This window comes from Neobacillus cucumis (assembly GCF_016908975.1).
GTDB classification, from domain to species: domain Bacteria; phylum Bacillota; class Bacilli; order Bacillales; family Cytobacillaceae; genus Neobacillus; species Neobacillus cucumis.
This window is the reverse complement of sequence record NZ_JAFBEX010000038.1, coordinates 1-20,577: the sequence shown is the minus strand read 5'-3', so window position 1 is coordinate 20,577 and position 20,577 is coordinate 1. Positions and strand designations below refer to the sequence as shown.

Sequence of the window (20,577 nt, the reverse complement as noted above, 5' to 3'; positions counted from 1 at the left end):
GTCTTATCGTTGAAGTACGCCGCCAAAAAGCCATGAAACCCAAAAATATAAAACAACTAAGGTGAATAACACAGTAGGTGGAATCACAACGATCGTGACTTTGACATACTCCAACCAGCTAATCATCACTTTTCCTTTTCTAACAATGTGCATCCACATTAATGTAGCGAGCGTTCCCATTGGAAGAAGTAACGAACCCATGTCGCTGCCAATCACGTTGGCTAAATAAGCGATTTTTAATTCAAGTAAACTGAGCTTCATATGCGTTAACGTGAGTGTTCCAACCATGAGTGCTGGGTGATTATTAAAAATATTGGAGAGAACAGATAGTAGTACACCCATCATGACACTCGCATGCAGAAGACTTCCAGAAACAATCGGTTCCATGAACCCAATTAACCAGTCTGTTAACCCAATGTTATTCAGAGCGTAAATAATGGTATACATGCAAAAGGCGAAAACAATAATATACCATGGAGTTTTTTTCAGCATATCTGCAGGGGATATTTTTAAATAGACCCACCGCCATCCTAAAAGAACAAGAGAACCAATGACAGCCATTACAGAGACTGGAATATTTACAAACGAAGCCACAAAGAGGCTTACACGGACAGCAAATACGAATAGTAGGACGTTTCGCATAAATCTTGAACGAGCTTTTTCTGAAGCATATTCAATACCATTTTTTAATTTAAGTGGGTGGTAGTTAGATCTTGACAGTCCCGAAACATTAGTAGGAATGGTTTTCGGCAAGATTCTTCTAAATCGCAGGAACAGAAGTCCTACCAGCAAGAGCAGACCAAGTGTTGCTGGAACAAACATCATTGCCGTATGCAAATACAAACTCATATGCACAATTTTTAGGGCGATTAGATTTACGATATTGCTGACTCCAATTGGAGCACTAGAGGCGGTGGCGATCAAGCCCCCTGAAAGTAAATAAGGGATTTTTTGATGGTTTTTTAAGCCCATGTTGTTTAATAACATGACTAGAATGGGGGTTGTGATTAAGATACTTCCATCGTTATTGAAGAAGAGTGTCATGAGAAAACATAAAAGATTGACATACCAGAATAAACGAATTCCTGACCCTTTTGCCATGGCAGCCAGTTTTTCTGCGACCCAATTAAAGAAACCAAAACTTTCTAAAACAATCGCCATGACTATAGTTGCCATAATCGTAATGGCAGCACCACTTATGGTGTTTGAAATTATACCCAGGTCTGATAATGAAACACTTCCACTAAGTACGACAATGATCGCACCTATTGCGGCAAATACAGCCTCATTAATGCCTCTAGGTCTCCAAAGAATAAAACCGAGGGTAACCAAAAAAGTTGCAATCGTTATCCAAAACATTGGATATTTTTTCTCCTTTCATCTAGCTAGTAATTCAGGATGCCCCTGAGACGACTTTACCTCCACTTGCCTGTGACTACGCTCCTGTCCCCCCCTTCCATCTATCCCTCTGTTTTGTTGTACTGTATCTATATGTATCCTGAATGAGACAGGCTTTAGGTTTGTACCCTTTTTCCCAAAAAATCAACTAGAGTCTAAAAAATAATGGTTCTGTGATTACATTTGAAGACGGAAGAACTTGCTTAATTAAGAATTTGATAATGAATAGGGGGACTATTGTGAATTATTTCACTTAAAGTAAACGGGTGCTTTTGTTTAGGATGATGATCGCTGCGGCGTTCATTTTTTGTTGAACTAATGGGCAGGTTAGTGGAAGAAATAACAATTAGGTGTGACTGGGAAATTGACGATGATATAAAAAAAAGACACCGAAGTGTCTTATGTACTTTCAAATCAAGCTCACCGATTAAATAATTCCAGCAGTTTTAAGAAATTCTATTTCCTTTTCGTATGTATTACAAGTATACGGAATTTCAAATAAAGGTATATTATGTGACTTGGCATAAATACGTTTTAATTCGTCATTCTTTACTTGAGACTCATATTGTGAAACACCACCGAACTCAGCTACAGGCTTATAATGTTGTTCACCTTGACACTCAATAAGACATTTAATGTTGTTATCTGAACCGAGAACAGCAAAATCATAACGCAACAATTTCTTATGCCCTACACCATATAAGTCTTGAAACGAAACTTCAACTCTATATGCCACATTATGTTCTCTCAGTATTTTTATAGTTCGCCATTGAAATGATGAAATGTTATGACAGTCACAACAAGTATCACAATAATATCCTTCTTTCGCCCTACGTCCGTATGCATCAATTTTTATTTTAAAATCTGATGATTTAAATTGATATTCTTTACCACACAGATAACAACGACATTTATATAGTTTAAATACTTTACATATGCCACCACCCTTTCCTTTTTTTCTACTATCATATACTTCATACCCTCCCTCATAATTTTCATTAATACATTCTAATATCTCTAATGATTCATGTGTGGTATTGGAATAATCAATATCATAGCTTTCATCCTTTACCCTGGGATATGAAGCTAATCTCTTTTTCTCACGCTCTTGCTTTAACGCACAATTTTTTTGTTCTCCTATCTCTCCAATTCCTTCACAATCTCTCCGTTTCTTGAAAAATAAAGCACTTTCACTTAAATAAACTATTCTTCCACATTTACACTGACATTTGTATTTCTTTCGAGACTTACAATCTTGTATCCATTTATCAAAAGTATCTACAGATTCAAAATTATTATTAGGATTTTTTTCCCCATTTATAAACTTTTGCTTGTCTTGTTCTAACTCTTCAATTCTTTTTTTAGTAACTTTTTCTTGATATTCTTCAAAACCCCCGATTATAGTTAAACATCCGTTTTTCGTTCCAATAGGGAATGATACGTTTTCCATGTTTTCAAGACTCCCCCATTTTTAATATAGACATAACGACCTATCGAATACTTATGTATAATATAACATCCATTTACACCCTCTTTCTCTTGTAATGCATTAATTTGCTTTGCCCATTATCCATCTTAATACATTGATTTCTTTATCTCTTCAAATTCTAATTTGTCTGTCTATGATATGGACGGGAAAGAGTTGCTACTCACTGAAGCATAGAGAAATTAATATGGTGTGGGATGCCATTTATTATTTCTTGTATCCCCAATAAACTAGTATATTTTCAGGGAGAACAATCCTATGGTCCTCCCCAAAGGTCACTTTTAAAAAGGGGATATTTAAATAATGTTTTACAAATAAAGGGTGCATTAGCTAAAGTTGATGGTCGCTGCGGCGGTCTTTTTTCTTGTTGAGCTAAAGGGGCAGTTTAATGGAATAAGGGGTTTTACCATAACTAGGTTAATAACATTAAGGATTATCATATGGGGAATAAAATTTATTCGTTTTTTGAAGTATTTTAGCAGTATAATAGTATTGGTATTTCTACAAATGTTTACAAAAAGGGGACAATTTATGAAGAAATTAACCTACTTATTTATTGCGTTTTTATTAGTTTTCCTTGCAGCTTGTTCATCAAATGAAACAACTAGCAAAGAGGAAAATGCCCAAAAAAATAAAACTCAAGAAGTAAGCAAAAAGAAAGCAGCTACTGTTGAAAGCAAAAAAAGTACACCTGACGATGAAGCGGAAAAAACGACTACTGAAAGTTCAGTCAGTCCAAGTGTTCCTGCCACTAGCACACAAGCGATAACAAGTGTTAATGGTGACTTTGACTACAGTAAATATAAACTCATTGTAGTAGATGGCGGAGATATGTCAGGATATAGACAACCGAATGTCAGAGTTGATGTCGGGTTTGGTGACAGAGAATATTGGGCTTTTACAAATGAATACGGGCAGCTCATTCGTGTTGAGGCAAAAAATATAATACTCCAAAATCCGAATTCTGATCATGTATTGTCATCAGGTAGGTATTACTCTAATGAAGCAGATGTTCCTGGTACAGAGAGTCCAACCTTGGATAAAGGGCATGTGATTGCTGACTCGCTTGGGGGAGTATCAAATGCATATAACATTACACCTCAAGACATCACTCTCAATAGGCACGGCGACCAAGCTTATATGGAAAAAGTAATTCGAGATGCAGGAGGTTGTACAGATTTCGTAGCTGTGATTCAATATCCAAATACTCAGACGCAAATTCCGAACCATTATAAATTCACATACAAAATTCAGGGCAGAACCATTACAGATGAATTTGACAATGTAAACCCAGATGAAGTGAACAAAAATTTAGGGGCAACAACAGTTACGAAGAGAACACCACCGAAAACAAACAATGCACCAGCAAACCAAGCGGTAAATAGTAATGAAAATGTTAGTAAGGTAGATACCAATCATAATGGACAAGTTACGATCGCTGAAGCTAAAGCTGCTGGTTTTAAAATGCCAATTACACGGGATTCATGGCTCTATAAATATATGGACGACCGAGATGGTGATAGCTTAGTAGGTGAATAAATGGGGTTATGCGGTGATTCTTTTCTTCTTATTGAAGAGTAAAACCATGACCTAGAGTCCGACTAAACATAAAAATGGCATACTTTACCAAAATAAGGAATAAAAATAATGAGCCTAAAAGATGCGAGTTTTTTATACATTACATGCATCTTTTAAGCTTTTTTAAATTTTTATAAAAAACTACATCCAAAAATTGCATATTCCAATTGCTAAATACACGTCCTCCGTAAAAGTAACCTACAAGTATATTTTGTTTTCCTCAATCTTCTAGTGATAAGTATTCCTCTACAAACCTATTGAGTTCTTTATTATTTATATAACCTTTCCTCCGTTTTTTCTTTGCAGATTTAAAGTGAACCTTAATTTTATCCATACTCTTTAAATCTTTTACGGATAAGTCTCCATTTAATAGTCTTTTTGCTATTTCCTTGACTTCATCATCAGAAGTTTCAACGAATAGTAAATAAGCCCAATCTGTTACTTTGTCCATTTCTAAACATCGTCACCCTCCCAATTGCCCCATATTTTGATTACTTTATAATTCACTGTCTTTCGGTCCTTATTTTCAATTAAAAGGAGCCCCCGAACTAACTTATAATCATGGCAAAACTTATATTCTTTTGGCTGTTCATTATCTACGTAAAAGTAAACATCCATCGCAGGTTTATTCCAATTATTGTCGGTATCATTTTTAAGGCGAACTTCATCTCAATTTATCCCTTCAATATCGCCACATATTTCTTTCATTTCTTCGATAACCAGTTTTTCGATTCGATTAATAAGGCTGTCACTCATCGCTATTCTCCAATTCTTTTAATCGTTTATATGTTTTTTCTTGCGATTCTTTATAGCCTTTAATGAAGTGTTCAATGTATTTTTCACGAGCTTGAGGTAAACTAAAATCTGCTTCATCTGCAGCTTCATCTGCCATTTTGCGTATTTCTTCATCATTGTCTAGGTAATCTTCAGGAACAATTTGGCCTATTAGTCGTTTGCGTTCGTGTTTCTCATATAACTTCTTGCAATCATCAAGAAAATTAACCCGTTTTTTCTCTTCTTCTGGATTCACTTTACCATTTAAATCGTCTATTACATCTTGAGCGTCTTTACCCGTGAGTTTAATAGGTTTGTAAATGTTCGGATAAAACCGTTCCTTCACTTCCTCCAACGTATAACGCTGCGGATCGTGCTCAATCCATTCGGAATCTGGAAGCTGTTCCCTTTGATCAATTACTTCCATCAAACTATTTTCTGCGGTTATTTGTATCCCATCTTCTTTAGGTGTATCTAACCTTGAATAGAACCTTTTCGCTAATTCTTCGTCTTCCAATTCCTCTTCCTTTTGAATTTCAAACAAATATTTTTCTAGTTCTTTATATTCTATCGATTCCAACCCGTTCAGTACCCCTTTTAGTTTATCTAACGGCAATTTACCCAAAGCTTCATCAAGGATGTTAACGAAACGAGGGATAAACATTAAATCGATTGAATAATCAGTTCCATTAGTTGCTTCACAGGCTAGTTTATACCAGTTCTTTACCGTCTTACTGATTGCCTGCCGTTTTCTAATCTCTAAAACTGCTATTTCGTGTTCTTTTGTTCCTTCTTCAATGCTCTCCATTTTGAAAACTGTGAAGTCATGAGTAGGTCTGCTATAAAAGTAAGTTTCATGTAACAGCTTTAATGCTCTTATCCGTTCACCATTATCCATGCCTTCTATTTGCTCGATTAAATCTTCAGCTTTTCTTTTCGGTACATATTCTAGTTCCTCCATCTCTGCTCCAGCTATAAATGGTGATTTTGAAGCGATCATTTCATCGTTATATGTTTGAGCTTCAGCTTTATCGTCAAATACTTTCCCTTCCACGAAATGATCACTGTAATCTGTTACCCAAACGACGGTGACTTTTTTAGGTTCGCTCATCGGTTCAGTCATCCCCTTTTTTACTGTCAAAATATCCATCTTTCTTCAAATCTTCGAATATCAATCTTTTATCCTCTTTAGATAGTTTTTCATTTAACGTTCTCATATGTTCACGATGAAAAAATCTGTAAATATCTTGAATGGAAGCATCTGGGTTTTCATATCCGATACCGAACATAACCTTTTTTAGCAATTCTTCATCAATACCACGGTGAAGCAATGCACGTAACCATGCCTTATCTCTTTCATGCTGGAAGAATTTATCGCTCATTCTCGTCCTCCAATTTCCCCTCAACAGGATAGTATAGATATGGCCTTAGAGTTCGGATCCATATTTCATCATCAGCCATAACACCATGTGTTTTTCGAACAATTGCCCACCGATTGTAACTATTTAAACCGAGTAACTGGAGCAATTCTTTGCAATTAACTCTTGTTTCGGGGAACACTCTCCATTTTAGCCATTTTTCCAATTCATCTTTGGTTATATATCCTTCTTGACTAGGTGAAAATTGTTTATTAAATCCTTCAATGGAATTGATAACATAAGGCTTATCGCCCCCATTTAGTTTTAAATCAACAGTTGCGATAACATCAGCAAAGAACCTTAAATCAAATCTCATCTAGTCGATTTTACTCATTGTTCTTATCCTCTAGCATGTTTCGTGACGTTCCCACATTGTCAGAGTCTGAGTCTTGTTTGGCAAGAAATTCTTCCTTTCGTTTATCATCAAAATGACGGATTTTTTCAAGGTTTTCTTCGGTACGATTTTCTAAATATTCCTTAATGAGACCTTCACGTTCCTTCTCGCTTTTGAGAAACCAATCTCCTTCTCTGTTAGCAATCCTAATGGTTTCGTCCACTCCTTCTGGAGAAAATTTATTAGTAAAACCAGCAAGTTTGTTAAGAATTTCTTGTTTTTCTTCGAAAGATAGCTTATCATCCATCTTTTTCAACGCAGCATCATTTCGGTCACACGCTTCGTTTGCAAGTCGTTGAATGATTTCTTTTCGGTTTTCCTTTGGCGTGTTTGCTACTTCTTCTTTCGTTTGCTTGAAAAACTCCATAATGCTCATTCCTTCGGACAACTTAATCCATTCCTTTTCAGGCGTATCTAGCCTTGAATCGTATCTTTTCGCTAATTCCTTATCTACGTTTCCTCTTTCAAATCATCATTTCGGAAAGATGTCCGTCAATCGCTTCAAGATGGTTTACATCCCTATCGTTATTAAAAAGCTCTAAAAACGTTCGTAGCAATTCAAATTCGTTGATTAGGAAGTATTTATTGATTGTAGGTTCTCTTTAAAAATAGGTGTCGTTTAGGAGGGTCGATGTCCGCAAACGCTCACCATTATCCATTGATTCGATTGCTGCAACGATGTCCTCAGCCTTCATTGTCATCCTCCCAATTCCCCCAAATTTTGATTTCTTTATAATTTGTTGGCTTTCGTTCCTTATTTTCAATGAGGAGTAATCCCCGATTAAATCTATAATCGTAGCAAAACTTATAGTTTTTTTGTGATTCATCATCCAAGTGAAAAAAAATATCCATTTCATGTTCATACCAATCCAAGTCTGAATCATTATTAAGTCTAACTTGCTCCCAATTAATACCTTTTACATCGCCACATAACTGTTTCATTTCTTCGATAATTAGTTTTTCGATTTGTTTGATAAGATTTTCTTTCAACGTTGTTCTCCATTTCTTGGATTTTACTTATTGTTATAGAGATCCAGTTATTTTGCCTTATTTAGCTTTAAATCACAGTTGCGATGACATCATCAAAGAGCATTTACTCATTTTTCTTATTCTCTAGTATTCTTTCGTAACGTTCCCACATTGATAATCTCGCTCTTGAATAAAACTTTACCTCGCCATTAGTTATGGCTCTTTTAAAGTCAGTACTACTGTTATATCCACTTGTTTGTTTCATAGACTCGATTATTTCAAGTATTTCTTTTTTGGTGATTTCAACAATATCGTCTTCATTTAACTTCGGGTCAACATAATCTTCGAGTACCCTATATTCTTCCTCAGTCAGTCCAGTGTGCGAAATGTCATCGGTTACTATGAATTCAACTTTTTTCCTTCTTGGTGGTGGAAGGTCACTATCATCTTCTATATAGCTCTCTTCCAGAAGCCTTTCACTCATAGCATGAGTTTCCCAAAAATCGTGTTCTTCATCATCGGTCATGTTTTTTGGTATGTCGTTCGGATTGTCGATAATCAATCGACCTTCTCTTTCGCCAGTCCATTCTATTCTATGTTTTTTAACCTCTCCCACCTTCCAGTCGGCAATTGCCCATTGAAGCCTATCAATTAACGCAAACAGTAAATCAATGTCCTGATTTGAAAGCTTATAACGGTTTTTTCTTAACTCTTCTATTTGGATAAAGAGATTGTTTTTCTTTTTCAATCGCTTTTTTTCGTCTTCTACCTCATCGGGAAGTTCAGCACGTTTGGAAAGTTCTTCGTTAGTGATGTGGGATAAAATTTTTTCTTCGTCATCATCATCCAAAAGTTTTCCTAATCTATTGTTTGCCTCACCGAGAGCAGTACCGTCACGGTATTTCTCGGCTCTATCCAGCAACTTTTTTATTGAGTGCAATTCCTTAAGAAATGACTCAGGTCTTCCATCGAAATAAGTATCAAACAGTAGCTCTAACGTCCTAATCCTTTCACCATTATTCATAGATTCTATTGATTTAATAATATCTTCAGCTTTCATTATCGATTTCCCCATTTTCAACATCAAATTCTTTTTGTTCAGCTTCGAATTCTTCCTTTGTCATCTTATTTTTTTCTAGAAGTTCTTTTAATTTATTTTTGTTTATAACTTGCATATCTTTTTTCTCTAAATATTCAAGAGCCTCTTTATCTTGCTCGTATGCTTTTTCGTCATACCCTATGCGTTCATCTTTAAATATTTTTTCCTTTTTCCGTTCAGATCGGATGTCATCGAGCATTTTATGAACATCTTCAACAGTGAAACCTTTTTCATTCATTTGTTTGGTGGCAATATCTTGGGCCTTTTTCCAAGCTGGTGTATTTTCATTTACTTTAATCCTAGCTTTCCCTACTACCTCTTTTGGTGCTTCATCTACAATACGGTTCCAATTATCGTGCCTTGAATATACTTTTTCTTCGATTCATCTCTTCACGCTCAAGCCAGTTTTTATGTCTATCGATATTCCCTAGAATTGTACAATATATTCAGCGTGTTTTTCTTGCTGGTACTCTGTCGTATGGATTTTGATAAGGAAGTCTTTCCACTTTTCGTACATAGACTTATTCATTTCCTCATATTCATCAATCTGCTCTTGTGTTATGCCATCCATGGGTTCTTTACCGTCCATCTCATTTAATGCCATTAAATCGTAATGATCGAACGTTAACTTCCTACCAGGCATCTCACATTCTTTTAAAAAGTCCATCATATCGGATTGACCAAGGTTATATATTTCCGATAGTTTACCAAAGGAAATTTCATCGAAATAGTAGAGTCCTAGTGACATAGCCAACTTGATGATTTCAGGATTGAGGTTCCAATTTCTTACCATTCTAATTAGTTCTTCGTATTTATCGGGGATCAAATCCGATGTGTTTTAAGGAATTACATCTACACATCTTCCATCCAAAAAACCTTCTACATAGCCCCGCATGAATACACCTATATTTTCAGGTGAAATCCCTTTTTTACCTGCAACATCATAGGATTTTTGGAACAACGGATCTTTGTATTTATTACTCATACATTATCCTCCTTTTCATCATCCTTTGAGTCTTGTTTTAACCACGTTCCAAGAGATTTATCTACTTGCTCATACATTTCTTTCGTATATGTTCCAGCTGGAAACGGCAATGTATGGAGCAGTTCCCAAAATTCATTTAATGATATTCCGTAAAGTTCGGCAGTACGGGATAATGAAATGTTTTTATTTGCATATAATCCTAGAACAACGGCCTTCATTGCATCTTCAGGATACAAGTTGAGCTCATTAAAAAGGTCTATAATCCATCCCAATCTTTTTGACTATCAATTATTTCCTTTAATCCTTCGTAGCTGTATTGAACTGGGTTTTTATGCATTTCTTCAAGGAGCTTTTGTTTCTCTTCTAATGATAACTTCCTATCGGGTTTTCTTCCGATTAAATCCCTCTCCTTTTCTTCACTCATGCTTCATCTTCCTTTACCAGAGGTGGTTTAATGATTTTGATAATTATGAACGGTAAATCGCTATCCTTTGTTCTTTCTATGAAAAACTTAAAGAACTCGGCTTGATTCGCAAATTCAGGTAGTAATCGAACTTCATCAGTTGGTATATCAGCAGTGAAAATAACTTCATCTCCTGTTCTTAATTTAAGATTATAAGTTTTTTCTTCACTCATTCATTGTCCTCCTTCACTACTTCTATCCGACCATCCACGTAATGATGAACGATTTGCTTATTTTTATTCATATAAACGATATAAGCATCCTCACCTATATTTTTATACGCTTCTAGCATTGCAGTCGCACCCGTTAAAGAAATCATCACTTCGATGCTGTCTTTGAAATGATATTCAGAAGGCTTTCGTAATCTTAATTTTGCACGTTTAGCGATAGCAACGATTTCCTCAATATGTTCATATTGTTCATCAGAAAATTTAAACTCTTTAATTTCCTTTAGGTACTCGTCATAATGATTGCTCAATACTTCTCCTCCTTTAACGTAATCTTTAATCAACTCTAACAAAGTTTCATGTTTTGCTATGATATATTTAGCGTTACTTTCTAACAGCAACACACCGTCTTGAACTAACTCACCTTTTTGCTTCAATTCTTCTAAATGCCTGACGTAATCTGCCAGCCTCTCGAAATACTCGAATGTAGCCTCAACATATTTATGATATTTCATAACGGAATATTTAGATGTTTTGCAATAATCGCTTGAGCTTCGGGTTGATTGGCGATGTATTCGCTGGCTCGTTTTGCTCTCCGCTTGAAGCCAGGATGTTCGATTCCGATTGGTGGTCCTTCTAACTGACGTTTAATTTCCATTGCCATTTCGATTGCTCGGTTTAAATGCGGATCATCCTTTTTCAATTTCTTCACGCTGCCTTTCCTTTATTTTTGGAATCAGTTCGTTATAACCCTGTTCATTACCAGCGAGTTTTAACCCGATTAAATAGTTTCTAGTCATATCAGTTAACGTTTCTTGAGATATTCCTTTTTTCCATAAATCAATTAACTGGTCAACGATTTCATCGACATTGATTGGTTTCTTTTCGGTCATTTACCTTCCTCCCTTTTAACGTACTTACTAAAATGCCACCACCCGTGTTTTTCGGGCAGCTTGTTATTATCAAAATTCCATATTCTTCTGACATGCTTTATTATTTAGTAGTATTCTTTATCCACATTTCATCGGCTTTGCTTAACATTTCTCTTTCTCCTTCGGTTAGATTATCTTTTTCACCCTCTAAAATATCCCTCAAATGCATACCTTAATGATGTTCAAAAGGGCTTATATCGAAATCATGGGCGAGATCCATATATTCATCTATCATTTTGAAAATAGGTTCTATGATACATTAACGTCCTCCTAACCCATATTTAAGATGACGCTCTCTTCTTTAAGGGCCACTGCTGCACAAATATCTAAGAATTCAAGAGTTCGCTCTTTCTCGGCTTTTGAGTCAAGCTTTTGGACTCCTCCAGCAATGGTTAGCATGCCAACAAACGGATCGAGTTTTTCTATTATTGGCTCGCTATAAAACTCAATGTTTTCTATATACTTATAAGCATCCAATAATTGCTCAGCTGTAAATGATATATCGCCTTTATCCCCGCTGTACTGACCGTAAGGATTTTCCAATCCCAGCGACTTGTAGAAATGTTCCACATTTGGATTCCAGACCTGAAAACTCTTACTACCAATCAATCTACCCTCTTTGGTTCGTGCTTCGGTGTAAAAACCCATTAATCATCCCACTCGCTTTCTTTCATTATTCGGTCATCGGATATTTACGAACAATATCCCCTTCCTTATTCTTGTATACAAATATAAGTACCTTGCTTTCGATCCTCTTCCTTAGCGTATTCGCCCAGTCTGGCGGATGATTTTTGCTATTTCATCATCCAAGAATGGTTTCTTTTTATCACTCATTACCCAACCACCGCACTGATTACTGCACCAGCCAATGGATTATCAATCTTGCTATTGCGGAACAAATAATTGATTAAGACTGGATCTGTGTAGAACTCCTCGACCAGAACTTCCCTTCCAGGAACAACATAATAAACTCACATTCTATTCGAATTTCCACACCATCTTTGTTCAATATCCTTAATTCATCAGCCCACTCGTACGAATACCCATCATCATCCTCAACGTTTATATCAGGAAGTTTATCCTCCTCTTTATACATGCCCTTTTCGAAATAATCGAAGTTCCCGTTTCTGTGCTCACCTAAGATTTCTTGCAAAATCTCATAGAAGCCCTTGATATTTTCCTTAAATATGTCATTTTTAAGGAGGCCTTTAATTGTACCGTCTTTCTGCAATTCCAAATTGAAAATAGAGGTATCAATTCGTTTATCCAATGCTTCCTTCCACTCTACTTCAGATAATGCTAGATTTCACGGCTCCATCTTGTTGGCCCTTTAGTTGCCTGAGCACCGAATTTGTTAATGATTCCTAATGTATAAAATGTCCCCACGTTTCGTTTTCCTCCTCAATTTTGTTTTTAAGGTGGTCATTTAAACCAATCCTCCCAAACTATTGTTAAAATCATTAGTAAAATTATTAGGTTATTAAATATTAAATCTCGAAGTACTTTTCGGTAATCAATTCCACTGATTTGAGTACTTCTATTGGTTTTCCTATATTTACGTACACTCACGATCGTATCGCCTAGAGTCATAACTAAAAATAAGACTCTTAACCAATTGATAAAAGTATTCAGCCGTTTGCACCTTCCCTCCAGAACAAGGATGAAGTAATGGGACAGAATGTTAAAGATTCCATCCCATTGGTTAACTCTTACTTACCTTTGGGGATTTCTTTAGTTAAGTCTTCAATCAATTTAAGCTTTTCTACGCTGGTTACATGCTTACTTTGAAGGGTTGCTGAAATAGCCGATAACCTCATAAGTTCGATCATATGTTCATGCCTTAGCATCATCATTTTCAATCTTATTTCATCCCAATCTCTCCCCATGACCTACCTCCTGAAATTTTTTATAGTCAATACTAATGCAATTACAGAGATAATAAAACCAACTGCGGCTATTACACTAATATTTATTTGTGCTAACATAATACACACACTCACTTTTTCTTTTTTCTAAACCATTTTCAAAAAAATACGGTAAGAACAATATTTGAGACGGTATTAGGACTCAACTCTTCAAATCCTTTGTTAATGCTCGGAGTCTTCCCTTATCTAGGGGGTCCTCAAGATTGTTTTGGTACATTTTTATTTCGAGATAAGAGTTTGCTTCACTTAGCTGTTTTATGAGTCCTTTATATAACAGTGCTTCTTGAGGCGTAAAAATGACATCGGACTTTTCCATCCTATAAACCTCCATGTGAGGGCCAAAATGTACGTTTTTTATGTTCCTAGACCTTTGTATGCATTAATAGGAATTCATTTCTGTAACACTAGTTATATTAAAAAAAGGAGTTTTAAATTTGGATTGCAGTTCATCTTGTAAAGCAATTGTTTTAGCCACTAAATCAATTTGAACGACCTGACATACCTTTTTATTAAAGAATCCACCTTTCCAAGTAGTAACTTGAAGCAAAGTACCTTGCATAAGGCTTTTTTGCAGCAATCGTTCCATCTCTTCAATCTCCATTTCATCCAAGATAGGACGGGGTTGCTTGTTTGCCTCGTTCATCATTTTCTTTAATTCAAGTATGTGTTCAGGCATCATAAAAGAGGCTGTCCATTTTTTTGTTCCTCGATCCCTTATCATCGTTGTTTTTCTCCTCCTTAACTAAAGAATAAATTGGTGGGCATTATTCCTTACAAAAAATAGTTGTCTGATTTGTTCAAGGTTATTAAAATACCACTCTTGAATGGCCGATAATACTTCTTCATTCATTGTTAGGAATATCGTTGTCTGATCAACTCTCTTTCCTCGACTATCCAACCATTTATCACTTCTTCTCTTTAAACATTCCTTATTTTGAACCGCAAATTCTTCTGTGACCTTAAGAAAAAAGAAGTAAATAGAATCTTCATCTCCCTTTTCTCCGTAAAGGCCCCAAATATAAAGGCCTGTACTGTCCTGGTTTTGATATGGTTTCATAGATAAAAATTTTAAAAAATGGTTTTCAGTCTCGATTTGTTTGTCCCCCTTACTATTAAAATGTGCTACCTTGCTTTCATATTATAGGAACATTTGTTCCTAAACAATAGCACTAAATAGTGTTATTTTGCGTTTAATAGATTGGCGGACCTTCAATAACGAATGGAATTTTATTGATACAGAACATACGTTTGTGGTATGATATTAGTAAGGAAATTCATATAAATAAAGGCCTAGAAGGTGATGAATATTGACAGATAATCGGGAAAGGTTTGGAATTTATCTTCCTCCTAAATTAAAGGATAGACTCCGAGATCTGCACGACGAAACAGGCTATTCAATGAACCAATTAAGCCTAATGGCAATTTGTCATCTAGTGGCGGATTACGAAGAAAATGGGGCCACAATCTTTGAAGAGCTACAGAAAATTAAGAATGAAGTGAACGGTCGTTTGAGTTGATCGGGAATAAAAAATGGGTGAGGAAGCATAAATCCTTACCCATTACTTATTTGGACCGTATTTTTGATTCTCATTAAATTTTTAAAATGTTGTAACATTTAAATAAGTTATAATATGATATATTAATTGTAAGGGTTTTCAAATAGACGGAGGAGAGTACAATTTATGAAGTTTTATGAAAAGTTACCTATTGAATTTCTAATTCGTTTCTATAACGAAATTAAAAATAATATTGAAAATGGAATACTGACCAAAAAAATGTATTATGAACTAGGTTTAATTATTTCGGTTGCTAATCGAAGATGTATAACTCTAGATTTGCTAGCTGATTTTGATGAAGAAATAAATGAAGAAGTGTTTAAAGATTTCTTACAATCACATGAAGTTGGTTGTAAGTGTAATCCTAATATTGCATAATTAATTGTGAGGGATTGAATATTGAATTGATTGATGGGGTAAAACTCGTTGAACTATGGATTAATGGTTTGAAAATGTTGAAGAGGAATGAAAAATTTGACACCTAAATTTATTTAAAATTGAACCCCTCTTGGTCAAGAGGGGTTTTTCTTATCTATTTGATTAGAATTGACACTAAACCTAATACCAAATTAACTGACCCTGTAATACTAATAGAATCTAAACAATGTGCAGTTGTTTAATGGACAACTGTAAATTGTGTTTCTGCACTTGCATTATTACACGAAACTGTAACAGGGACTGTACCTAGTGTGGAACGTCCTCCCACATGCCAGGACCACGAAACATTTCCATTTGAATCTGCCTGTTTAGGCTCAAGCCCTTGAGCAGTACTGTCACCACTTTCGTAATGAACCGCAATGTAGGCAGTAGCTCCAGGTGCTACCTTCGCTCTTAAAGTAGCAATGCTATTGCGAGGTGCTGGATTCGAAATACTTATTATTTGAACCGTTGCTTGTTGTGCTTTAGCGGCTGCTTCTGCTTGGGCCTTTGCAGCTGCCTCTGCTTTAGCTTTTGCGGCTGCTTCTGCTTGGGCTTTTGCCTGTGCTTCTGCTTGAGCCTTTGCGGCTGCTTCTGCTTGGGCTTTTGCCTGTGCTTCCGCTTGGGCCTTTGCAGCTGCCTCTGCTTTAGCTTTTACAGCTGCTTCTGCTTGGGCTTTTGCAGCAACTTCTGCTTGGGCTTTTGCCTGTGCTTCAGCCTTAGCTTTTGCCTCTTTCTCTGCCTTGGCTTTTGCATCGGCTTTCGCTTTTGCTTTCGCTTTTGCTTCTTCCTCTGCTTTAACTTTGGCTTTTGCTTCTTCTTCAGCTTTTACTTTAGAATCTGCTGATTCCTTTACCGCAACCTGTTGCTGAGCTTGCTGTTTAGCTTCTATTTGCTTCGCTGTTGCAGATTCCATTCCAAATCCAATTGTGCAGAAAACGATTAAGGAAAGCAAAGCATAACCTAAAACACCGAAAACCCTACCAATAATAGATAGTCTGTTAAAAAAGAATAGCCTTTTCCTTATTGAAAAGAGATTTGCAGTTGGGATTACAATAAATAAAAAAAGTAAAATCCAAGCTAAAGTATGTACAAATCCATCCCATGCAGTCGGGGCATCCGACTTTTGCCCCAATAGTCCTGCAACAAACAGGAGATAACCTATAATAGCTATTACTTTGTTTCTACGTTTCCCTGAACGAAATCCAACAATTTTTCTAGTAAATTTCATTTTTCCCCCTTATATGGTTTGACATTACCAATTTTATATTATCATTAAATTCATATTTTTGAGTACCGAAATTCTCGAAAAAATTAAATTTATTAATTTTCGATTGCCTTTTGGTCCCGTCTGTAATCAAAATATCCATTGTCTAAAATTCGGAATGCCATGGTCTTACTGGCTCTGCTATTAGTTAATCCAGAAACTCCCTTATTAAAATTAAATCACAATCGCTCGTTTAATTATTTTTAATCTATAATTATCGTACGGGTCAATTATCCTAGCAATAAAAGAAGAGATTAGGGGTAGAGCACAATAATTGCCAGAACCACTACAATATGCGTATTCGAATCGTTAATTATTAAGATGTTAAAACAAAAAAAGCTCATTTTAATAGAAATGAGCATTAAATAGTTGTTGAGACACCTTTATAGTTTTGAATCATTTTGTCAAACTGGATTTCATCTGTTGATATTATGTACTTTGGATCCCACAGGCTACTTCCATGTTCTACTTTAGAATCAGGAAACTCCTTATACAAAAACCTTGCCGATCCACCTTTAAGTGCTTTTATAAGATTTGGTATAGAGTCAGTGGTTTGGCAGTTGATAATAAGCCTTACAGAATTCTTACCAAACTCCAATTTCAAAATCTTGAATTCATGCCCTAATTGACACGCTTTTAAAATAATTTTTGATGAAATTGATTTCATTGAGTTTAAGTGTATTTTTAGTAAAAAAAGCAACATGATATTGCAAAAAGCTATCGTTATATTTGCTTGAATATATTTCAGTCATCAGTACCCTACCTCACTAAAATGCTTTTAAAGCAAGTTCTATAAATTCTACGTTATCAAAAACGCTTATCATATACGAGGTACAAAGGGATTATTAAACATCAACCCATCAATGAATTCTCTATTGTTCATTAAAAAGGTAAATCCAGATTTTCGTTAATCTTGTTCCGCTCCTGAGTTTCTATATCCATAACTAACTGAGTGATGTCATTGTCTCCGTTAATAATCACTTGTTCCAATGTTGCGTGATAGGACATTTCTTTTTGTATTTGTTTCCACCACTGATAAGCAACAAATTCCGTCCGTTTACCTCTTAGTGGAAGACTGGCTCTCTGCATTAACTTGCTGCTGGCTTTGTAATGTAATTCTATTGTCACATGCATTATTTATCCTCACAAATTAATTTTTTCCTTTTCAATTTTCCCAATAAACCTATTGCACTTGCTATTCCAATGCAAAGAAAAAAGGACCGCCTCAGCGATCATCAGGTTCCAATCCAGCAGGAATCCAGATAGTTTAACTAAAGCTACCCGTTTGTTTAAGTACAAAGCTTCACAAGATTTGAGTTCAATCTTCCTTTTTATTAATGTCTCAAATACCAAATAAGCACCCCAAAAAAAGTGGGTCTGAAAAAAACAGTAACTTTTCTATTCGATTTTAATCTTCAATCTTAAACCAGGGACCTGAAACTTTAATGAAATTCCAAAGTTTTTCTGGAAGCTCAAGCTCGCTTACTTTTGAAGTTTTAATCGCTGTCTCAATTTCAGCTTCTTTTCCATTCTGAATCTTTTCTACCCAGTCTGGATTCATGATTAATGTATGACCAACTGCTGCTAGGGATAGACCCTTATCTAATGCAGATGCAACATCATCAGCATTTACCATAGAACCCGCAGCCATTACAGGGACTCTGTCGTTTACATGTTCAACAATTAATTCAAGCCGTGTTTTTCCATCTGCAATGCCTCGTGGTTTTGAAGATACATCATCAAGCGAAACATGGATGTAATCCAAACCCTGTTCAACCAGATGGTCAATTAATTCATAGGCATCTTCCATCCCATAACCGCTATTTTCTTCGGGTGATATTCTATACCCTAAAATAAACGGCTTTGTTGCGTGATTCTTAATCACATTTTTCATTTCCTGAATGACTGCCAATGGGAAACGCAAGCGATTTTCTAGAGAGCCACCCCATTTATCCTCACGTCTATTGAAGAAAGGAGAGAAGAAGTTTTGAAGTAAAAATCCGTGTGCACCATGAATTTCAACACCATCAAAACCAGCTTCAATAGCTCGTCTGGTTGTTTCTCCAAAAGCATGAATCACTTCTATTATTTCATCATGTGAAAGTTCTCTAGGTAATACTGAAGGAGCAAATGCAGTAGCTTCAGTCTCTACAGCACTGGAACTAACCACCTCACCATTTGGAGTTAAAGATGGCAGTGCTTTGTTGCCTGCATGAAAAATTTGAAGTAACGCAGGAGCTCCTCCACTTTTCGCCTCATCCGCCAATTTCCGTAGACTTGGAATAAATTTATCATCATAAGCTGCGAATTCATGTGTAAAACCTATACCGCTTGGTTGAACATGAGTACATCCTGTGATAACAAGTCCTACTCCATTGACTCTTTTTTTATAATATTTTACTTCTTCATCTGAAACGGTGTAATCATCATTACTGCTCCAAGTTGTCATTGGTGCCATAACGACTCTATTTTTTATGGTGATACCATTTTTAAATGTAAATGATTCAAATAAGTTGCTATATTTTGTGTTCATTTTTAACCTCTTTCTTGTTCTAGTTAGTTTTGCACTATTTTATAAAGGTGTATCAAATGGTGCAAGAATAGGTTAATCCTTAGAGAGCACTCTAAGGCAAGTGTTTTTTTATTTTTTCGATTACGAGTTTTTTCAAAAAGACACAAATGGAAAAACTAATGGCTGTTTAATTTTTAGAGAAACAGTCTCCTAATTCATTTTCATAAAAATTAATTTTATTATCGAGATGTTCTAAACTTTGACGAAGCTTCTCAAATTCTTCCACTACTTTTTTTCGATGATTTTTAAGTAAAGCTAACCGCTCTTCCATTGTTTCATCCCCAACATGCCCCCACATGGCAAATTGCTTCATGTCTTTTAGAGACATCCCCGTATTTTTTAGATGGAGCAATGATTCAATCCATAATTTATTTTCATCTGTGTAGATTCTGACATTGTTATCGTCTCTGTTTACTTTTATTAAGCCTTCCTTTTCATAAAACCTCAATGTATGTTCACTTAACCCAACAATTTTAGAAAATTCTCCAATAGAATATGTCAATATAATCGCCTCCATTAAATCTGATATGTCTATATCCTCTTTCATTTTAAATTTTTGACACAAAGTAAGAATAATACTTAGAGTTTACTCTAAGTCCAGAATTATTAATTCTTCTGCCCGTTCTGAGGTGCTTTCCCAAAGTTATAAACCAAAATGACAGTTGCTTTAACTTCGATATTGACATACAAAAAATCAAAACTCGCCACAGGTATATTGGCGAGTTTCCTTTACTATATTTTCCGAGTCCTTCTTCAACTCCCTCAGTTTAATACGATTTTCTCTCGAATGCTCGCTTATTCGCAGGATTTCACACCCCTTTAATTAAGGTTAACGGTTACTCGAAATGAGTTCAGATCATTACGGCTTCGTGAAGGCATAGCGAAATAAAGGAGTGAATTCATACTCCATATTTTACCATATAATGTACATCTCCACGCCGCCCCTGGAGGCTTTCCCTCCCATGTCTCAACGGGTCAATCGCCCTATCATTCCTTCGTCATGCCTATCCAAGGGGTGGAGGCCAGTTTTGCTAAACTGATGGGTCTGTGCCCTTATGTTGAAGAAATCTGGTACTCCGTATATATTTGAAATCCTACGAATAAGCCAACATTCGGTTTCTACAAGTCTGCTATATTATATATTTCTATAATAAAAGGGGATGAATTATAATCGATT

The 20,577-nt window shown here is 35.7% G+C and carries 32 protein-coding genes; 3 read left to right on the top strand and 29 right to left on the bottom strand.

Translation table 11 applies throughout. The features are described 5' to 3' along the window. Positions 1 to 3: 3 nt before the first annotated feature. Together JOC76_RS27840 and JOC76_RS27835 are read right to left on the bottom strand one after the other, a co-directional pair. A complete protein-coding gene (locus JOC76_RS27840) occupies positions 4 to 1,359 on the bottom strand; it encodes an arsenic transporter (protein ID WP_205182043.1) in 1,356 nt (451 codons plus the stop codon). Positions 1,360 to 1,825: 466 nt separating this feature from the next. Continuing rightward, the gene (locus JOC76_RS27835) at positions 1,826 to 2,848 is read right to left on the bottom strand and encodes a hypothetical protein (protein ID WP_205182042.1); all 1,023 of its coding nucleotides are present in this window, start codon (positions 2,846 to 2,848) and stop codon (positions 1,826 to 1,828) included. Positions 2,849 to 3,415: 567 nt separating this feature from the next. Here JOC76_RS27835 and JOC76_RS27830 point away from each other — a divergent pair. Next, positions 3,416 to 4,423, top strand: a complete 1,008-nt coding sequence (locus tag JOC76_RS27830) for a DNA/RNA non-specific endonuclease (protein ID WP_205182041.1) — start codon at positions 3,416 to 3,418, stop codon at positions 4,421 to 4,423. Between the two features lie 259 nt (positions 4,424 to 4,682). On the opposite strand, the gene JOC76_RS27825 is transcribed toward JOC76_RS27830, so the two are convergent. From JOC76_RS27825 to JOC76_RS27720, 22 genes are all read right to left on the bottom strand, one after another. Beyond that, the gene (locus tag JOC76_RS27825; RefSeq protein WP_205182040.1) at positions 4,683 to 4,913 is read right to left on the bottom strand and encodes a hypothetical protein; all 231 of its coding nucleotides are present in this window, start codon (positions 4,911 to 4,913) and stop codon (positions 4,683 to 4,685) included. 297 nt (positions 4,914 to 5,210) lie between these two features. Continuing rightward, the gene (locus JOC76_RS27820) at positions 5,211 to 6,347 is read right to left on the bottom strand and encodes a hypothetical protein (protein ID WP_205182039.1); all 1,137 of its coding nucleotides are present in this window, start codon (positions 6,345 to 6,347) and stop codon (positions 5,211 to 5,213) included. A 4-nt stretch (positions 6,348 to 6,351) separates the two neighbouring features. After that, on the bottom strand, positions 6,352 to 6,618 hold the full coding sequence (locus JOC76_RS27815) for a hypothetical protein (protein ID WP_205182038.1): 267 nt from the start codon (positions 6,616 to 6,618) through the stop codon (positions 6,352 to 6,354). Continuing rightward, a complete protein-coding gene (locus JOC76_RS27810; RefSeq protein WP_239558025.1) occupies positions 6,608 to 6,970 on the bottom strand; it encodes a hypothetical protein in 363 nt (120 codons plus the stop codon). The genes JOC76_RS27815 and JOC76_RS27810 overlap by 11 nt, the downstream gene beginning before the upstream one ends. 10 nt (positions 6,971 to 6,980) lie before the next feature. Continuing rightward, positions 6,981 to 7,415, bottom strand: a complete 435-nt coding sequence (locus JOC76_RS27805; RefSeq protein ID WP_205182037.1) for a hypothetical protein — start codon at positions 7,413 to 7,415, stop codon at positions 6,981 to 6,983. A gap of 317 nt (positions 7,416 to 7,732) precedes the next feature. After that, positions 7,733 to 8,038, bottom strand: a complete 306-nt coding sequence (locus JOC76_RS27800) for a hypothetical protein (protein WP_205182036.1) — start codon at positions 8,036 to 8,038, stop codon at positions 7,733 to 7,735. A 103-nt stretch (positions 8,039 to 8,141) separates the two neighbouring features. Continuing rightward, the gene (locus tag JOC76_RS27795; protein ID WP_205182035.1) at positions 8,142 to 9,077 is read right to left on the bottom strand and encodes a hypothetical protein; all 936 of its coding nucleotides are present in this window, start codon (positions 9,075 to 9,077) and stop codon (positions 8,142 to 8,144) included. Next, complete coding sequence (locus JOC76_RS27790; protein ID WP_205182034.1) at positions 9,067 to 9,354, bottom strand: hypothetical protein; 288 nt, start codon at positions 9,352 to 9,354, stop codon at positions 9,067 to 9,069. The genes JOC76_RS27795 and JOC76_RS27790 overlap by 11 nt, the downstream gene beginning before the upstream one ends. A 189-nt stretch (positions 9,355 to 9,543) precedes the next feature. After that, positions 9,544 to 9,942, bottom strand: a complete 399-nt coding sequence (locus JOC76_RS27785; protein WP_205182033.1) for a hypothetical protein — start codon at positions 9,940 to 9,942, stop codon at positions 9,544 to 9,546. A gap of 12 nt (positions 9,943 to 9,954) precedes the next feature. After that, complete coding sequence (locus JOC76_RS27780) at positions 9,955 to 10,101, bottom strand: hypothetical protein (protein WP_205182032.1); 147 nt, start codon at positions 10,099 to 10,101, stop codon at positions 9,955 to 9,957. After that, entirely contained in the window at positions 10,098 to 10,373 is a 276-nt protein-coding gene (locus JOC76_RS27775; protein WP_205182031.1) for a UPF0175 family protein, read from the bottom strand. Before JOC76_RS27775 ends, JOC76_RS27780 begins: the two co-directional genes overlap by 4 nt. Further along, positions 10,358 to 10,525 (bottom strand): hypothetical protein, encoded by a 168-nt coding sequence (locus tag JOC76_RS27770; protein WP_205182030.1) that lies wholly within the window; start codon positions 10,523 to 10,525, stop codon positions 10,358 to 10,360. Before JOC76_RS27770 ends, JOC76_RS27775 begins: the two co-directional genes overlap by 16 nt. Next, the gene (locus JOC76_RS27765; protein WP_205182029.1) at positions 10,522 to 10,737 is read right to left on the bottom strand and encodes a hypothetical protein; all 216 of its coding nucleotides are present in this window, start codon (positions 10,735 to 10,737) and stop codon (positions 10,522 to 10,524) included. Before JOC76_RS27765 ends, JOC76_RS27770 begins: the two co-directional genes overlap by 4 nt. After that, positions 10,734 to 11,246: a hypothetical protein gene (locus tag JOC76_RS27760; RefSeq protein ID WP_205182028.1), complete on the bottom strand. Its 513-nt coding sequence runs from the start codon at positions 11,244 to 11,246 to the stop codon at positions 10,734 to 10,736. Before JOC76_RS27760 ends, JOC76_RS27765 begins: the two co-directional genes overlap by 4 nt. Next, on the bottom strand, positions 11,243 to 11,443 hold the full coding sequence (locus JOC76_RS27755) for a hypothetical protein (protein WP_205182027.1): 201 nt from the start codon (positions 11,441 to 11,443) through the stop codon (positions 11,243 to 11,245). The genes JOC76_RS27760 and JOC76_RS27755 overlap by 4 nt, the downstream gene beginning before the upstream one ends. Beyond that, positions 11,421 to 11,624, bottom strand: a complete 204-nt coding sequence (locus tag JOC76_RS27750; protein WP_205182026.1) for a hypothetical protein — start codon at positions 11,622 to 11,624, stop codon at positions 11,421 to 11,423. The genes JOC76_RS27755 and JOC76_RS27750 overlap by 23 nt, the downstream gene beginning before the upstream one ends. Before the next feature lie 309 nt (positions 11,625 to 11,933). After that, complete coding sequence (locus JOC76_RS27745) at positions 11,934 to 12,311, bottom strand: hypothetical protein (RefSeq protein WP_205182025.1); 378 nt, start codon at positions 12,309 to 12,311, stop codon at positions 11,934 to 11,936. Positions 12,312 to 12,570: 259 nt separating this feature from the next. Further along, the gene (locus JOC76_RS27740; RefSeq protein ID WP_205182024.1) at positions 12,571 to 12,900 is read right to left on the bottom strand and encodes a hypothetical protein; all 330 of its coding nucleotides are present in this window, start codon (positions 12,898 to 12,900) and stop codon (positions 12,571 to 12,573) included. Between the two features lie 472 nt (positions 12,901 to 13,372). Then, positions 13,373 to 13,549 carry a hypothetical protein gene (locus JOC76_RS27735; RefSeq protein WP_205182023.1) on the bottom strand — a complete coding sequence of 59 codons (177 nt, stop codon included), beginning with the start codon at positions 13,547 to 13,549 and terminating at the stop codon, positions 13,373 to 13,375. Positions 13,550 to 13,730: 181 nt separating this feature from the next. Then, positions 13,731 to 13,904, bottom strand: a complete 174-nt coding sequence (locus JOC76_RS27730) for a hypothetical protein (RefSeq protein ID WP_205182022.1) — start codon at positions 13,902 to 13,904, stop codon at positions 13,731 to 13,733. A gap of 63 nt (positions 13,905 to 13,967) precedes the next feature. Next, a complete protein-coding gene (locus tag JOC76_RS27725; protein WP_205182021.1) occupies positions 13,968 to 14,309 on the bottom strand; it encodes a YolD-like family protein in 342 nt (113 codons plus the stop codon). A 21-nt stretch (positions 14,310 to 14,330) separates the two neighbouring features. After that, complete coding sequence (locus tag JOC76_RS27720) at positions 14,331 to 14,645, bottom strand: hypothetical protein (protein ID WP_205182020.1); 315 nt, start codon at positions 14,643 to 14,645, stop codon at positions 14,331 to 14,333. Positions 14,646 to 14,895: 250 nt separating this feature from the next. Between JOC76_RS27720 and JOC76_RS27715 the strand changes: the two genes are divergently transcribed. Together JOC76_RS27715 and JOC76_RS27710 are read left to right on the top strand one after the other, a co-directional pair. Then, a complete protein-coding gene (locus JOC76_RS27715; RefSeq protein ID WP_205182019.1) occupies positions 14,896 to 15,105 on the top strand; it encodes a ribbon-helix-helix domain-containing protein in 210 nt (69 codons plus the stop codon). 165 nt (positions 15,106 to 15,270) lie between these two features. After that, positions 15,271 to 15,522 (top strand): hypothetical protein, encoded by a 252-nt coding sequence (locus JOC76_RS27710; protein ID WP_205182018.1) that lies wholly within the window; start codon positions 15,271 to 15,273, stop codon positions 15,520 to 15,522. 238 nt (positions 15,523 to 15,760) lie between these two features. Here JOC76_RS27710 and JOC76_RS27705 read toward each other — a convergent pair whose 3' ends face one another. The 5 genes from JOC76_RS27705 to JOC76_RS27685 form a co-directional block, all read right to left on the bottom strand. After that, positions 15,761 to 16,792 (bottom strand): hypothetical protein, encoded by a 1,032-nt coding sequence (locus JOC76_RS27705; protein WP_205182017.1) that lies wholly within the window; start codon positions 16,790 to 16,792, stop codon positions 15,761 to 15,763. A 397-nt stretch (positions 16,793 to 17,189) separates the two neighbouring features. After that, a complete protein-coding gene (locus JOC76_RS27700) occupies positions 17,190 to 17,495 on the bottom strand; it encodes a transposase (RefSeq protein WP_205182016.1) in 306 nt (101 codons plus the stop codon). Positions 17,496 to 17,710: 215 nt separating this feature from the next. Next, positions 17,711 to 17,956: a hypothetical protein gene (locus JOC76_RS27695; protein WP_205182015.1), complete on the bottom strand. Its 246-nt coding sequence runs from the start codon at positions 17,954 to 17,956 to the stop codon at positions 17,711 to 17,713. A gap of 280 nt (positions 17,957 to 18,236) precedes the next feature. Beyond that, positions 18,237 to 19,361 (bottom strand): NADH-dependent flavin oxidoreductase, encoded by a 1,125-nt coding sequence (locus JOC76_RS27690; RefSeq protein WP_205182014.1) that lies wholly within the window; start codon positions 19,359 to 19,361, stop codon positions 18,237 to 18,239. 166 nt (positions 19,362 to 19,527) lie between these two features. Beyond that, a complete protein-coding gene (locus JOC76_RS27685) occupies positions 19,528 to 19,902 on the bottom strand; it encodes a MerR family transcriptional regulator (RefSeq protein ID WP_239558021.1) in 375 nt (124 codons plus the stop codon). Between the last annotated feature and the right edge of the window lie 675 nt (positions 19,903 to 20,577).

Excerpts from the sequence above, each read along its gene's own strand:
- JOC76_RS27840 (WP_205182043.1), bottom strand. The coding sequence starts at position 1,359 with ATGTTTTGGATAACGATTGCAACTTTTTTGGTTACCCTCGGTTTTATT.
- JOC76_RS27835 (WP_205182042.1), bottom strand. The coding sequence starts at position 2,848 with ATGGAAAACGTATCATTCCCTATTGGAACGAAAAACGGATGTTTAACT.
- JOC76_RS27830 (WP_205182041.1), top strand. The coding sequence starts at position 3,416 with ATGAAGAAATTAACCTACTTATTTATTGCGTTTTTATTAGTTTTCCTT.
- JOC76_RS27825 (WP_205182040.1), bottom strand. The coding sequence starts at position 4,913 with ATGGACAAAGTAACAGATTGGGCTTATTTACTATTCGTTGAAACTTCT.
- JOC76_RS27820 (WP_205182039.1), bottom strand. The coding sequence starts at position 6,347 with ATGAGCGAACCTAAAAAAGTCACCGTCGTTTGGGTAACAGATTACAGT.
- JOC76_RS27815 (WP_205182038.1), bottom strand. The coding sequence starts at position 6,618 with ATGAGCGATAAATTCTTCCAGCATGAAAGAGATAAGGCATGGTTACGT.
- JOC76_RS27810 (WP_239558025.1), bottom strand. The coding sequence starts at position 6,970 with ATGAGATTTGATTTAAGGTTCTTTGCTGATGTTATCGCAACTGTTGAT.
- JOC76_RS27805 (WP_205182037.1), bottom strand. The coding sequence starts at position 7,415 with ATGGAGTTTTTCAAGCAAACGAAAGAAGAAGTAGCAAACACGCCAAAG.
- JOC76_RS27795 (WP_205182035.1), bottom strand. The coding sequence starts at position 9,077 with ATGAAAGCTGAAGATATTATTAAATCAATAGAATCTATGAATAATGGT.
- JOC76_RS27790 (WP_205182034.1), bottom strand. The coding sequence starts at position 9,354 with ATGAATGAAAAAGGTTTCACTGTTGAAGATGTTCATAAAATGCTCGAT.
- JOC76_RS27780 (WP_205182032.1), bottom strand. The coding sequence starts at position 10,101 with ATGAGTAATAAATACAAAGATCCGTTGTTCCAAAAATCCTATGATGTT.
- JOC76_RS27770 (WP_205182030.1), bottom strand. The coding sequence starts at position 10,525 with ATGAGTGAAGAAAAGGAGAGGGATTTAATCGGAAGAAAACCCGATAGG.
- JOC76_RS27765 (WP_205182029.1), bottom strand. The coding sequence starts at position 10,737 with ATGAGTGAAGAAAAAACTTATAATCTTAAATTAAGAACAGGAGATGAA.
- JOC76_RS27760 (WP_205182028.1), bottom strand. The coding sequence starts at position 11,246 with ATGAAATATCATAAATATGTTGAGGCTACATTCGAGTATTTCGAGAGG.
- JOC76_RS27750 (WP_205182026.1), bottom strand. The coding sequence starts at position 11,624 with ATGACCGAAAAGAAACCAATCAATGTCGATGAAATCGTTGACCAGTTA.
- JOC76_RS27745 (WP_205182025.1), bottom strand. The coding sequence starts at position 12,311 with ATGGGTTTTTACACCGAAGCACGAACCAAAGAGGGTAGATTGATTGGT.
- JOC76_RS27735 (WP_205182023.1), bottom strand. The coding sequence starts at position 13,549 with ATGGGGAGAGATTGGGATGAAATAAGATTGAAAATGATGATGCTAAGG.
- JOC76_RS27730 (WP_205182022.1), bottom strand. The coding sequence starts at position 13,904 with ATGGAAAAGTCCGATGTCATTTTTACGCCTCAAGAAGCACTGTTATAT.
- JOC76_RS27725 (WP_205182021.1), bottom strand. The coding sequence starts at position 14,309 with ATGATAAGGGATCGAGGAACAAAAAAATGGACAGCCTCTTTTATGATG.
- JOC76_RS27720 (WP_205182020.1), bottom strand. The coding sequence starts at position 14,645 with ATGAAACCATATCAAAACCAGGACAGTACAGGCCTTTATATTTGGGGC.
- JOC76_RS27710 (WP_205182018.1), top strand. The coding sequence starts at position 15,271 with ATGAAGTTTTATGAAAAGTTACCTATTGAATTTCTAATTCGTTTCTAT.
- JOC76_RS27705 (WP_205182017.1), bottom strand. The coding sequence starts at position 16,792 with ATGAAATTTACTAGAAAAATTGTTGGATTTCGTTCAGGGAAACGTAGA.
- JOC76_RS27700 (WP_205182016.1), bottom strand. The coding sequence starts at position 17,495 with ATGAAATCAATTTCATCAAAAATTATTTTAAAAGCGTGTCAATTAGGG.
- JOC76_RS27690 (WP_205182014.1), bottom strand. The coding sequence starts at position 19,361 with ATGAACACAAAATATAGCAACTTATTTGAATCATTTACATTTAAAAAT.